This window comes from Bradyrhizobium manausense (assembly GCF_001440035.1).
GTDB classification, from domain to species: Bacteria; Pseudomonadota; Alphaproteobacteria; order Rhizobiales; family Xanthobacteraceae; genus Bradyrhizobium; species Bradyrhizobium manausense.
Genome location: NZ_LJYG01000076.1, coordinates 44,300 through 57,475 on the forward strand (window position 1 = coordinate 44,300; position 13,176 = coordinate 57,475).

The 13,176-nt window shown below is 65.3% G+C and carries 9 protein-coding genes and 2 pseudogenes; 3 read left to right on the top strand and 8 right to left on the bottom strand.

The genetic code is table 11. The annotated features are described in order from the left end of the window. Positions 1-150 precede the first annotated feature (150 nt). The 6 genes and pseudogenes from AOQ71_RS17545 to AOQ71_RS17565 form a co-directional block, all read right to left on the bottom strand. Positions 151-3,282, bottom strand: coding sequence for an efflux RND transporter permease subunit (locus tag AOQ71_RS17545; RefSeq protein WP_063958256.1), 3,132 nt, complete (start codon positions 3,280-3,282; stop codon positions 151-153). After that, positions 3,279-6,464: an efflux RND transporter permease subunit gene (locus AOQ71_RS17550; RefSeq protein WP_057748444.1), complete on the bottom strand. Its 3,186-nt coding sequence runs from the start codon at positions 6,462-6,464 to the stop codon at positions 3,279-3,281. The genes AOQ71_RS17545 and AOQ71_RS17550 overlap by 4 nt, the downstream gene beginning before the upstream one ends. Before the next feature lie 8 nt (positions 6,465-6,472). Next, positions 6,473-7,705: an efflux RND transporter periplasmic adaptor subunit gene (locus AOQ71_RS17555; protein ID WP_245316946.1), complete on the bottom strand. Its 1,233-nt coding sequence runs from the start codon at positions 7,703-7,705 to the stop codon at positions 6,473-6,475. A 308-nt stretch (positions 7,706-8,013) separates the two neighbouring features. After that, positions 8,014-8,281 (bottom strand): annotated as a pseudogene (locus AOQ71_RS48005) (beta-N-acetylhexosaminidase); the annotation flags it as partial. A 1-nt stretch (position 8,282) separates the two neighbouring features. After that, a pseudogene (locus tag AOQ71_RS17560) lies at positions 8,283-9,111 on the bottom strand (glycoside hydrolase family 3 N-terminal domain-containing protein); the annotation flags it as partial. A gap of 201 nt (positions 9,112-9,312) precedes the next feature. After that, the gene (locus tag AOQ71_RS17565) at positions 9,313-10,638 is read right to left on the bottom strand and encodes an MFS transporter (RefSeq protein WP_057748453.1); all 1,326 of its coding nucleotides are present in this window, start codon (positions 10,636-10,638) and stop codon (positions 9,313-9,315) included. Between the two features lie 111 nt (positions 10,639-10,749). Between AOQ71_RS17565 and AOQ71_RS17570 the strand changes: the two genes are divergently transcribed. From AOQ71_RS17570 to AOQ71_RS17580, 3 genes are all read left to right on the top strand, one after another. Further along, positions 10,750-11,346, top strand: a complete 597-nt coding sequence (locus tag AOQ71_RS17570; RefSeq protein ID WP_057748456.1) for a TetR/AcrR family transcriptional regulator — start codon at positions 10,750-10,752, stop codon at positions 11,344-11,346. A gap of 160 nt (positions 11,347-11,506) precedes the next feature. Continuing rightward, positions 11,507-11,677, top strand: a complete 171-nt coding sequence (locus AOQ71_RS17575; protein WP_430648630.1) for a hypothetical protein — start codon at positions 11,507-11,509, stop codon at positions 11,675-11,677. Between the two features lie 10 nt (positions 11,678-11,687). After that, on the top strand, positions 11,688-12,149 hold the full coding sequence (locus tag AOQ71_RS17580; RefSeq protein ID WP_057748461.1) for a hypothetical protein: 462 nt from the start codon (positions 11,688-11,690) through the stop codon (positions 12,147-12,149). Positions 12,150-12,219: 70 nt separating this feature from the next. Here the strand turns inward: AOQ71_RS17580 and AOQ71_RS17585 are convergent, their stop codons facing one another. Then, positions 12,220-12,648: a hypothetical protein gene (locus AOQ71_RS17585; protein WP_057748464.1), complete on the bottom strand. Its 429-nt coding sequence runs from the start codon at positions 12,646-12,648 to the stop codon at positions 12,220-12,222. A gap of 19 nt (positions 12,649-12,667) precedes the next feature. Continuing rightward, positions 12,668-13,021 (bottom strand): hypothetical protein, encoded by a 354-nt coding sequence (locus AOQ71_RS17590; protein WP_057748468.1) that lies wholly within the window; start codon positions 13,019-13,021, stop codon positions 12,668-12,670. Between the last annotated feature and the right edge of the window lie 155 nt (positions 13,022-13,176).

Genomic DNA, 13,176 nt, shown 5'->3' on the forward strand with positions numbered 1-13,176 from the left:
GGCGGGGTGAGCAAAGCGGCCACGGCTACCGGCTCCGCTGCGTCCGAAGTGTTGCGCGGCGCGCGCGAACTCGACCAGCAGGCCGGAACGCTGCGCATGGCGGTTGACGGATTCCTGCGCCAGGTTCGAGCGAGCTGAAAAGCTGAGGCGTCAGGTCTGAGGGCTCGCCGCGGGTCCGACCTGGTCAACTCGACGCGCGGCATCGAAAGTTTGGCCGTCCATTCCGAGGTCCTGACCCGCGCGCATCTTCTTCCGCCGGAGCCCGTCCAGGATCAGGTACATCGCCGGCGTCGAGTACAGCGTGAACAGCTGGGCGACGACCAGGCCGCCCATGATGGTGATGCCGAGCGGCTGGCGGATCTCGAAGCCGGGGCCGGTGCCGAGCGCGATCGGGACGGCGCTTAAGAAAGCCGCCAGCATCGTCATGGTGATGGGGCGCGCCCGCAGCCGTGCCGCGAGCAGGATGGCATCGCGCGCAGCGAGGCCGCGATTTCGCTCCGCATCGAGCGCATAGTCGACCATCATGATCGCGTTCTTCATCACCATGCCGACCAAAAGGATGCAGGCGATGGTGGTCACCAGCGTGAACTGCGTTTTGGTCGCCCACAGCGCGACCAGCGCGCCGAAGGCGGTCGGCGGCAAGGTCGAGAGAATCGTCAGCGGATGGACATAGCTTTCGTAGAGCATGCCGAGCGCGAGGTAGATCGTGATCAGCGCTGCCGCGAACAGGGCCGCCTGCTTGACGATCGATTTGTCCGCTTCCTTGGCCTCGCCGCGGAATTCGGCCTTGATGTCGTCGGGCAGTTTTGCAGCAAGCTCTTCCTTGCGGATCGAGGTGATCGCGTCGCCGATCGAGGTGCCGGGCTTGATGTCGAACGAAATCGTCGCGGCCGGAAACTGGGCGCTGTGACGGACCCACATCGCGGCATGCGCGCGCTGCGGCCGGGTCAGGGCCGTCAGCGGCACCGCTTTGCCGCTGGCGCTCGGCACGTAGATCTGGCTGATGGACTCGGGGCCGGTTGCCGCCTGCGGCTCGACCTCGAAGATCACGCGCGAATAATTGGTCGGCAAGAACAACAGATTGAGCTGTCTCTGGCCGAAGGCGTCATTGAGCGTGTTGTCGATCGCAACCGGCGTGACGCCGAGCATCGCGGCGCGAATGCGGTCGATGGTCAGCCCGGCCTGCAAGCCGCCGGTTTCCCAGCTCGGGATGACGTCGATGATTTGAGGGATGCCGCGGACGCGGCGGACCATGTTCTCCGCGGCCCGTATCACCTCGTCCTCGTCGATGCCCCAGAGCGTATATTGGTAACGCGAGCCGCTGGACTGAACGCCGAGATTGAGATCCTGCAGCGGCACGAAGAAGACGCGGACGCCGTCGATCCGGTCCATGCGCTCGCGCAAGCGCGCGATCACCTGCTGGATCGACAGCTTGCGCACGTCAGGCGGCTTGAGCGCGACCAGCATCTGCCCGACGCTGAGCGCATTGCCATTGCCCTCGCCGATGAAGGACGTCAGGCCCGAGATCGCGGGATCCTGCAGGATCGCCTCGCCGACGGCGCGCTGCCGGTCCTCCATGGACAGGAACGAGATGTTGGAAGGAGCCACCGTCCGCACGAATATCACGCCGGTGTCCTGGGTCGGCATGAAACCTTTCGGCAGTTGCAGATAGAGCCAGACGCTGGCCCCGGTCAGGGCGGTGATCACAAGGGCGGTGAGAAAACGATGACGCAGCGTCCAGTCGAGGCTGCGCGCATAGAAGGTGCGTCGCGCAGGTAGCGCATCGGGATTGTGCAGCCGCCGCCGGCCGCGATCGAGCAGGTGACCGCACATCATCGGCGTCAGCGTCAACGAGATCACCGCGGAGGATACGATGGCGACAACCAGCGTCACACCGAACTCGCGGAAATAGCGCCCGACGACGTCGGGCATGAACAGGATCGGAATGAGCGCCGCGATCAGGGCGATGGTGATGGCGACGACCGTGAAGGCCATCTGCCTGGCGCCGTTGATGGCGGCCTGCAGCGCCGGCTCGCCCTCGGACATGCGGCGGATGATGTTCTCGATCATGACGATGGCATCGTCCACGACGAAGCCGGCGGCGATGGTCAGCGCCATCAGCGACAGATTGTCGAGGCTGAAGCCGCACAGGCTCATCACGAACAGGGTCGCGGCCAGCGAGACCGGAATGGTGACGCTCGGGATCACGGTCGCCCAGAACCGCCGCAGGAACAGCGCGATGACCAGCACGACCAGCACTGATGCGATCACCAGCGTGAGCTTGACGTCGTTCACGGCGGCCCGGATCAGCGTGGTGCGGTCATAGACCGTGTGCAGCTTGATGCCGGGCGGCAGCCAGCGCTGGATTTCCGGCAGCTCGGCCTTGATGGCATCGACGGTGTCGACGATGTTGGCGTCCGATTGCTTGTAGACGAACAGGACGATGCCGCGCTCGGTGCCGTACCATCCGGCAAGGCGGTTGTTGATGACGCTGTCGGTGACGGAGGCGACGTCGCCGAGCTTGACAGGGGCGCCGTTGCGCCAGGCCAGCACGATGTCGCGATAGTCGGACGCCTGCAGCAACTGGTCGTTGGCCTCGATGGTCAGGCGCTGACCCTCGACCGACACGGCGCCCTTCGGCAGGTTCTGCGATGCATTGAGGACGGCGATGCGTGCCGCTTCCAGCGACAGGTTCATCGCGGCGAGCCGGGCCGGTGACGCCTGGACGCGCACCGCGCTTCGCTCGGCGCCGCTGACGACGATGCGCGCGACGCCCGGCAGCTGCGACAGTTTTGGCGAGATCACGCCGTCGGCAAGGCTGTAGACCTCGCCTGGGGTGAACACGTCGCTGGTCAAGGCGAGCGCCACGACCGCCGCGCCCGCGGGGTTCGCCTTCCAATAGGTCGGCGGCCACGGGCCCTTCGGCAGGTTCGGGCCCGCCGCGTTGATGGCGGCCTGGACCGCGCCGGCAGCGGCGTCGAGGTCGACCGAAAGCTCGAACTGCACCGTGATGCTGGTGCCGCCCATGGCGCTGAACGAGGTGATTTCGGTGACGCCGGGGATCAGCGCGAGCGTGGTCTCGAGCGGCTGCGACAGCGCATTCGCAACCGTTGCCGGGCTGGCGCCGGGGAACGGCGCATAGATCCCGATCGTGGGCCGCTCCACCGCCGGCACCGATGCGATCGGCAGGCGGAAATAGGCGACGCAGCCGAGCAGGAACACGCCGATCATCAGCAGCGTCGTCGCCACCGGCCGCAGCACGAATTGTGCGGTGATGCTCACGGCACCGGTCGCTCCGCCTGCGGCAGCGCCGCCGGACGATCGACGGGTGCGGAACGCCATCCGAACCGGGTGCGCAGCGAGGCAAATGCCAGATAGACAACGGGCGTCGTATAGAGCGTGAGGATCTGGGAGACGATCAGTCCGCCCACGATGGAGATACCGAGCGGCTGGCGCAGCTCGGATCCGGTGCCCGCGCCGATCGCCAGCGGCAGCGCGCCGAACAGCGCCGCCATCGTCGTCATCATGATCGGACGGAAACGGAGGATGCAGGCCTGCCTGATCGCGTCGAACGAGGACGCGCCGTCCTCGCGCTCGGCCGCGAGCGCGAAGTCCACCATCATGATGGCGTTCTTCTTGACGATGCCGATCAGGAGGATGATGCCGATCAGCGAGATCAGGTTGAGATCCTGCCGGTACAGCATCAGCGCCAGCAGCGCGCCGATGCCGGCCGACGGCAATGTCGACAGGATCGTGATCGGATGGATGTAGCTCTCATAGAGCATGCCGAGGATCAGGTAGACGGTCACGATCGCGGCCAGCAGCAGCCATTTCTCGTCGCTGAGCGAGTTGGCGAACTCGGCGGCCGTGCCGATCAGCTTGGTGGTGACCGCATCCGGCAGTCCGATGTCGCGCTCGGTCTTGCGCAGCGCCTCCGTCGCGTGGCTCAGCGACACGCCGTCGGCCAGGTTGAAGGAAATCGTCGTGGCGGGAAACAGGCCCTGGTGCGAGATCAATAGCGGGGCGTGCTGCCGCTCGATCCGCGCGAAAGCCGACAGCGGCACCGGCGCGGAGGCCTTGCTGAAGGCGCCGCTGAAGCCGCCGGTCTGCTGATCGATGGTGCTGGCCTGGGCCGCGGCCGCAGTCAGATAGATCTTCCCGAGGATATCAGGATCGTTGCGCAGCGCCGGATCGACCTCGATGATCACGTGGTACTGCGTCAGCGGTCCGAACACCGTTGCGATCTGGCGCTGGCCGAAGGCGTCATACAGCGTCTGGTCGATCGTGTTGAGGCTGACGCCGTAGCTCGCCGCGAGCTGGCGGTCGATGGTGACGGACATCTGCAGGCCTTCGTCCTGGCGGTCGTCGGCGACGTCGGCGAGCTCAGGGCGCTTGCGTAAGCCGTCGACCAGGCGGCGGCTCCAGAGCCGGAGCTCGCCCTCGTCGAGATCCTGCAGCGCATATTGGTATTGCGTGCGCGCGACGCGCGACTCGATCTGAAGGTCCTGCGCCGGCTGCAAATGCAGCGTGATGCCGTGAACGCCCTCGACCGCATGTTGCAGCCGCGCCATCACGGCCGCCGCGGACGATTTCCGCGCGTCGGGGCTGCCGATATCGATATAGAGCCGGCCGCTGTTCAAGGTCGTGTTGACCGAGCCGATGCCGACGAAGCTGCCGACGGTGACGACATCAGGATCGCGCGCGATCACGGCGGCGAGCTGTTGCTGCCGCTCCGCCATCGCCGCAAAGGAGATGTCCTGGGCCGCGTCGGTGGTGCCGATCAGCAGACCCGTGTCCTGCAGGGGTAGGAAGCCCTTGGGGATCGCGACGTACAGCATCCCGGTCGCCACCAGCGTGAGCACCGTGAAGGCGAGCGTGAGGCCACGGTGCCTCAGCACCCAATCGAGGCCCCAGAGATAGAAGCTCGCGGAGGCCTCGAAGCCGCGCTCGCTGATCCGGTACAGCAAGCCGTGCTGTGCATCGGGATCCTCGTGTCGCAACAGCTGTGCGCACATCATCGGGGTCAATGTCAGCGAGACCAGGCCGGATATGACGACGGCAATGGACAAGGTGATGGCGAATTCCCGGAACAGCCGGCCGACCACGCCGCCCATCAGCAACAGCGGGATGAACACGGCGATCAGCGAGACCGTCAGCGAGACGATGGTGAAGCCGATCTGCCGCGCGCCCTTCAAGGCTGCTTGCAGCGGCTCCTCGCCGTCCTCGACATAGCGCGCGATGTTCTCGATCATCACGATGGCGTCGTCGACAACGAAGCCTGACGCAATCGTCAGCGCCATCAGCGAAAGATTGTCGAGGCTGAAGCCGCACAGCGCCATGACGCCGAAGGTCGCGACCAGCGACACCGGCAGCGTGACGCTCGGGATCACCGTCGCCCACAGCTTGCGCAGGAAGATGAAGATGACAAGCACCACCAGTGCGACGGTCAGCACCAGCGTGAACTGCACGTCGTGGATCGCGGCGCGGATCGTCGTGGTGCGATCGCTGACGACGGAGATCTTCAGTGCTGCGGGCAAGGAATCCTGCAGCTTCGGCAACACGCTCTTGATCGCGTCCACGACCTCGATCGTGTTGGCGCCGGGCTGGCGCTGGATGTCCAGCAGCACGGCGCGCTCGCCCTGGAACCAGGCCGCCTGCTCGGAATCCTCGACACTGTCGATGGCGGTGCCGACATCGCGCAGCAGCACCGGCGCGCCGTTGCGATAGGCGATCACCGCGTCCTGATAAGCCTCCGCCGTAAAGAGCTGGTCGTTGGTGTCGACGTGAAACGCCTGCCTCGGACCATCGAGCGAGCCCTTGGGATTGTCTGCGGTGGTCGCGGCGATGCCGCGGCGGACGTCGTCGAGCGAGAGGCCGAGCCCGGCCAGCCGGGTCGGGTTCATTTGCAGGCGCACCGCGCGGGTCTGCCCGCCCTCGATGCTGACGGCGCCGACGCCCGGAATCTGCGACAGCTTCGGCACCAGAATGGTCGCGGCGTGATCATTCGCCTCGTGCAGCGCCATCGTCTTCGAGGTCAGCGCCAGGATCAGCACCGGCGTGTCGGCCGGATTGACCATGCGATAGGTCGGCGGGCTCGGCAGCTGCTCGACCGGAATCCAGCCCGCGGCCGCGTTGATGCGCGCCTGCACGTCCTGCGCGGCCGCGTCGATCTTGCGCGAAAGGTCGAACTGCAGCGTGACCTGGCTGTAGCCGTAGGAGCTGGTCGAGCTCATGTCGGTCAGCCCCGAGATCGTGCCGAAATAATGCTCCAGCGGCGCGGTGATCGAGGTTGCGACGACGGTTGCCGAAGCGCCGGGATAGCGCGTCACCACCTGGATGGTGGGAAAGTCGACATTCGGCAGCGGCGCGATCGGCAGCTCACGATAGCCGAGCATGCCCAGCAGCACGACCGCGACGATCATCAGCGTCGTTGCGATCGGCCGGAGGATGAAGGGCGCGGACATGGCGGACCTCAGTCAACGCGCGGCTCGGAACGCGGCTGAGCGGTGGGCTGCGCCTTGGCGGTCGGCGTCTGGCCCTCGATGGTGATGCGGGACCCGTTCTCGAGCCGGTAATAACCGTCGGTGACGACGCGCTCACCCCTCGCGAGGCCCTTGTCGATCAGCGCGCGCCCGTCAAAGATCTGTCCGACCGTGACGGGGCGGAAGGCGGCGGTGTCGTCCGCCTTCGCGATCCAGACGAAGTCCCCGCGCGGCCCGTGCCGCACGGCAATCGCGGGCGCGGTGATCGCGTTCTTGCGCGTGTCCACCGTGATCCGCCCGTTGGCGAAATTGCCCGGCCAGAGTTTCAGCGCCTTGTTGGGAAAGCTCGCCTTCAGCTTGATCGTGCCGCTGGCCTGGTCGACCTGGTTGTCGACCAGCGTGATCGTGCCCTTGTCGAGCTCGACCGAGTTGTCGGCGGTGAGCGCGACCACCGGCGCCTCGGTCTGGCCGAGACTGAGCCGGGTCTGGCCGACCGCGACCGCGGCGAGCGTGTAGATCACCGAGATCGGCTGCAATTGCGTCACGGTGACGATGGTCGTCGGCGACACCGCGCGCACATAATTGCCCTGGTCGACCAGGCGGATGCCGAGCCGGCCGCTGATCGGCGCGCGAATGTTGGTGAAGCCGAGCTGCGTGCGCGCATATTCGATCTGGGCGTCGTCGTTGCGCACCTGCGCCTTGTACTGCTCGACCAGCGCATGCTGCTGGTCCACGACCTGCCGCGAGATCGCGGCGGTCTTGATCAGCGCGTCATAGCGCTCCATGTCGATTTGGGCGCCGTCGAGCAGCGCCTGATCCTTCTGCCTGACCGCGAGTTGCTGATCGAGCTGGGCCTGGAACGGGCGCGGATCGATCACGGCGAGAATGTCGCCTTGCTTGACGTCCTGGCCTTCCTGGAAAAGGATTTGCACGATCTCGCCGTCGACCCGGCTCTGCACGTTGACGGTGTTGGAGGCCTGGATGGTGCCGATACCGGTCAGGTAGATCGGCACGTCCTCCGCCTTAGCAGTGGCGACCTTCACCGCGACCGGCGGCCTTGGCGGAGGCGCCGCGGCGGGACCTTGCTCGGCTTCCGCTGCCGGCATGAAGGGCAGGGCGAACGGGAGCTTGAGGCTCTTGATATCGGTTCTGAAATGATAGGCGGCATAGCCTGCCGGCAGCACGACCAGCGCGCCGATGAGGAGTTTTGCTGCGCGTTTCACGTTCAAACCCATCACCTGAGCTGGTCGCCGACGCCGGGTCCCGATGACCCGGACGGCACTTCCTGGCACGAAGCAGCCTGACGCTGCGATTGGCAGGATCATGTGCTACCGTTGGTAACATTAACACGTGTAGCATATCGAGATCAACTGCACTTGCGTTGTTCAACGCCTGGTTGCCGATGGATTTTGACGGGCCTAGAGCATGATCCGGACCCGGAGGGCCGCGTTAGCGAAAAGCGTGCAGCGGTTTTCCGGAAAGGTCGTGCACAAACAATAGTCTAAGGCGTGATGATGATTGTCATCGCGCTTTAGACGACTTCGACGGTCGCCGCGTCGAACAGGGTGCCGGCCGTGCGATGGCGGGCGAGCACTTCGGCAGGCAGCTCGGTGACTGCGTTTTGCGCGGTGCTGTCCAGCATCGCGTGGACGCGCTGGCTTGACGCCTTCAGCACCGCTGGATCGAGCTTGCCGGAATCGACGCCGTTGATGATCGACTGGGCGAGGAAGCGCGCGCGTTCGGTGTTGGTCAGATGCGAGCAGATCATCAGCATGTCGTTGCCGGCGGCCACGAAGCGCNCGCCCGAGTCGGGCGCATCCAACCGGCCCGCCATCGCGCGCATGCCGACGTCGTCGGACACGATCACGCCGTCGAACTTCATCGCCTCGCGGAGCAGCCCGTGCGTGATCGCGCGCGACAGCGTCACGGGATCGTTGCGATCGAGCTTCCGGTACAGGATGTGCGACGTCATCATCATGCCGATGCCGCCGGCGATCGCGGCGGCAAACGGCTTCAGCTCGCGCGCCTTGATCTGCTCGAGGTCGAGATCGAGCACCGGTAATTCGTGGTGCGAATCCACCTGCGTGTCGCCATGCCCCGGGAAGTGCTTGCCGCAGGCGCGCACGCCGTGGCGCTCCATCGCCCTGGTGAAGGGCAGCATCGACCTGATGACGTCATCGGCGGTGCGGCCGAAGGCGCGCTCACCGATCACGGGGTTGGCGGGGTTGCTGTGAATATCCAGCACCGGCGCGAAATTCAGGTTGCAGCCGAGCGAGGCGAGTTCGGCGCCCATGGCGTCGCCGACCTGCTCCGCGGTGCCGGCCCAGCGCGCCGCATAGGAGAAGCGCGTGATCGGCGCCGGCGTGCGGCAGACGCGCCCGCCCTCATGATCGATCGCGATGAACTGCTTGTCGCGCCGGGAGGCGTCGCGGATCGCGGCGATCAGGTCGCGATGAACCGAGAGCCAGTCCCGATACGGCAGATCGTGGCGGAAATTGCTCTTGTAGAGAATGACGCCGGCGGGCCTGAGATCCCGCAGCAGCGCGCGGTCGCGGTCATCGAGGACGCTGGTCGGCTTCAGGCCAATGAAGAAATGGTCGCCGACCGTTGCAAGAAGGGAATCGCTCATCCGCTAGCGCCGCCACAGATTGTCGGGGTTGATGGAAATGGAGCCGGACGCAACGCGAACTCTTAAGGCTCCGGCGCGGGCCTGACGAGTCGCCCGCTTCGCCACCACATTATTTCAAATTCCTTAACGGAATCAATCTTCGAATCCAGCGTATGAGGAACCGGCGCCGGCAAGGTGAGTGCCTTGCCGGCCCCTCGTTTTTCACGCCGCAGCCAGCTGCGGCTGCACCGGCCGCCTGCCGATCATCAGCGACAGCACGGCTGCGACGATGCCGGTCGCACCTGCGATCATGAAGGCCTGCAGGTAGTCGCCTTGCGACGAGCGCATGAAGCCGGCGAAGAACGCGGCGCAGGCTGCGCCCAACTGATGGCCTGCGACCACCCAGCCGAAGATCAGCGGCGCGTTCTTGTCGCCGAAGGCCTCGTTGGCGATGCGCACCGTCGGCGGCACGGTCGCGATCCAGTCGAGGCCGTAGAACACGGCGAACACGGAGAGGCTGACGAAAGAGAAGTCCGAGTAGGGCAGGTAGATCAGCGACAGGCCGCGCAGGCCGTAATAGAAGAACAACAGCTTGCGCGGATCGAAGCGGTCGGTGAGCCAGCCCGACAGCGTGGTGCCGAACAGGTCGAAGAAGCCCATTAGCGCGAGCAGGCTCGCCGCCTGCACCTCGAAGATGCCGTGGTCGCCGCAGAACGCGATCAGATGGGTGCCGACCAGGCCGTTGGTGGTGAAGCCGCAGATGAAGAAGGTCGCGAACAGGAACCAGAAGGTCGGCGTCCTCGCGGCGCGGATGAGGTTGCCGATCGCCGCGACGAACGGATTGCCCTGCGCAGGCGCGGCCGGTTGATCCTCATGGGTGCTGCCATAGGAGCGCAGGCCGATCGCAGAGGGGCGCTCCGGCACCAGGAAATACACCAGCGGGATCAGCGCCGCGCAGCAGGCGGCGACCGTCAGCACCACCGGCTTCCAGCCGCCATATTCGACCAGCGACGCAAGGCCCGGCATGAAGATCAGTGTGCCGGTTGCGGTGCTCGCCGTCAAAAGTCCCATGACAAGGCCGCGATTGGTCGTGAACCAGCGATTGACGATGGTGGCGCCAAGCACGTTGGCGACCGCGCCCGAGCCAATGCCGGAGAGCAGGCCCCAGCTCATGAACAATTGCCACGGCGTGGTCATGAAATAGCTCATGGCCGTCGAGACCGACATCAGCATGAGCGCGCCGAGCACGGTGCGGCGGATGCCGAAGCGCTGCATCACCGCCGCGGCGAAGGGACCGGCGAGGCCATAGAGGAAAATGCCGACAGCAGCCGAGGATGAGATCACGCTGACGTCCCAGCCGAAGGCCTTCTGCAGCGGCAGCATGAGGACACCAGGCGCCGCACGCAGGCCGGCGGAGGCCAAGAGCGCCAGGAAGATCACGGCAACGACCACGAAGGCGTAGTTCTGGCCGAACGGCCGCCGCAAGACCGCGGAGGATTGAACGGAGGCAGGTTGAACGGGGGCAGGTTGAACTGGGGATGGGGTCATGTTACTTACCGGTACGTATGGCGATGCGGTATTAGTACGTACCGGTCAGTAACATTGTCAAGCCTGTCTTGGAGGCAGTCTTGGAAGCAGTCTTGGAGGCACGGGAGCCAGATGACGAAAAAAGCCGAGAAACCCGCCAACGCCCCGCTGCGGGCTGCCGACCGCATCCGCGCCTCCGCCAGCGAGCTGTTCTACCGCGAGGGCATCCGCGCCGTCGGCGTCGACGAGGTGGTGGACCGCGCCGGAGTGACAAAACCGAGCCTTTATCGCAGCTTCGCCTCCAAGGACGATCTCGCCGCCGCCTATTTGCGCGACTACGAATTGAACTTCTGGGAGAATTTCGAGCGCCCCGGCGGCAAGAGCTACAGCAATCCGCGCGACCATGTGCTTGCCTATATCGGCCAGCTTGCGCAGCGCGCGGTGGCCAAGGACTATCGCGGCTGCGGCCTCAGCAATGCCGCGGTGGAATATCCCGCGCGCGACAATCCCGCCCGGCAGGTCGCCGAAGCGCACAAGAAAGTGTTCCGCAAGCGCCTGCGCGAACTCGCCGCGCAAATGGGCGCGCGCCAGCCGAACGTGCTCGGCGATGCGCTGCTGCTCCTGATCGAAGGCATCTACGTCACCGGCCAGCAATCCGAAGACGGCCCGGCGCAGTCGGCGCTCGCCGCCGCGAAGCTCCTGATCGATGCGAGCGTGAAGGCGGGGTGAGCGGGTCCCTGAACGCTGCGCTCGTCGATGCCGCGCCGCGCATTCCTCGGTGACAGGAACTTCCATTTTTTCCCGACGTTAGACCGGCGGCGCGCACGAGCGGCCGGCTTCGATGAAAAACTTTGCCAACGCGGAATTTTCACCAGAGGTGATCGAGCTCATGACCACCGCCCTGGAAGCTGCGGTCGCGACCCTGCCGGAGCCCGTGCATTCCGCCCATGTCAATGCGCTCGCCGAGTCGATCCTGCGTACGGCCGGAGCGGGCGAGCGCGATGTGACGAACTTGCAGAGGATTGCCTTGCTGGAGCTGCAGCTTGCGCCACGAAACTGATGAGGCTGATATGAAGACGAGAGCTGCAATTGTCATCGCACTCTTTGCGGCATGGGCCGTTCCGGCGCAGGCGAGCAACTGGACGACCTATCGCATTCCCGAATCCGGAACCTCCATCGACATTCCCACCTCGATCTTTACCGAGGAGGCCGGAAAGCCCGACGGATACGGCCAGCTATTTCGCACATCCGACGGTGCTGCCGATCTCACCGTGCAGGCCGTTCCTCGCCAGCCCGGGATTTCGCCCGCCGCATTCCTCAAAGCGAAACAACCACCATCGGGAATCGTCTACAAGCGGATCGCGCCTGATTTCTTCGTCGTCTCCAGCATCAAGCGTGACAAGATCTGGTACGACCGCTGCAACTTCACCAGCCGCTACGTGCATTGCGTGCTTATCAATTATCCCGCGACCGAGAAGCGGCAATGGGACGAGGTGGTCACGCGCATCAGCCACAGCCTGAGTGGCGGCTGACCGAACGCAAAAAAGGGCTGCCCGATCGCATCGGGCAGCAGGTCGTGAGGACCAAATTGCTAGCGCGGATCTAACGCACCGTCGTCGAAGTGGTTGACATGCTCGGCTTCGAACCGGGCGTGTGCGACATGGTCTTGGTGGTCGAGCCCACCTCTTCGCCGGCCTTGACCTTGGTGCGGGTGTGGGAACGGCTGAACGTGCCGCCCTCATGCGCCTGCGCCCGGGCGTTGGAATTCAGCACCGGGCCGTTGCCCTTGTTCATGCTGACGCCGGTGTGAGACTTGCCGTTGACGGAAGCGGCGCTTCCGCATGATGCGATCGACGAACCCGTGCTGCCGGTGGCTGAGGTGGAGGTGCCGCCGGTGCCGACCGTGGAAGCGGAAGTGCCGCCCACTGCGGCCGAGCCGCCAGTTCCGCCTGTCATGCTCTTCTGCGCGAGGGCGGGCGATGCGGCGCCGAGCAGAAGTGCGAGCGCCGCGATGGTCAGATGCGTTCTCATGTTTCAATCCTCAACAAAACTAAGGTGACGAGGTCGAGATCGTGCAGCCATTGACGGTGATGGTGCTGGCACTCGTGGAGCCCGGACCGCCCGCCGTCGAGGACGAGCTCGATACGTTGCCGCCGCCAGCCTGCACATGCACCGACGATCCGCCCGCCGAGCTGGAGCTCGACAGCGAGCCGCTGGATGCGGTCGATCCGGTCGTGCCTGAGCCCGACGCGCCCACCGCGCTGATGCTGCCGTCGGCATGCTTCTCGACCTTGACCTTGCAGGTTTCGCCCGACGCGGTCTTGCCTGACTTCTCGGTGGTTTCGGCAACAGCGGTGGAGCCCATCAAGGCCAGGGTTGCGATCGCAATGATTGATCTGTTCATGCGAGTTCTCCTCCAACACAGACGAAGGAGCGGCATTGCTGCCGCTCCGGAAAGTCAAGGCATCAATCCTTGTCCTTCTTCATCTCGTCCTTGTGGTGGCCCTTGCCCTTTTCCATGCCCATCTCGCCGGCATGACCCGCAGACGAGCCGGCCGC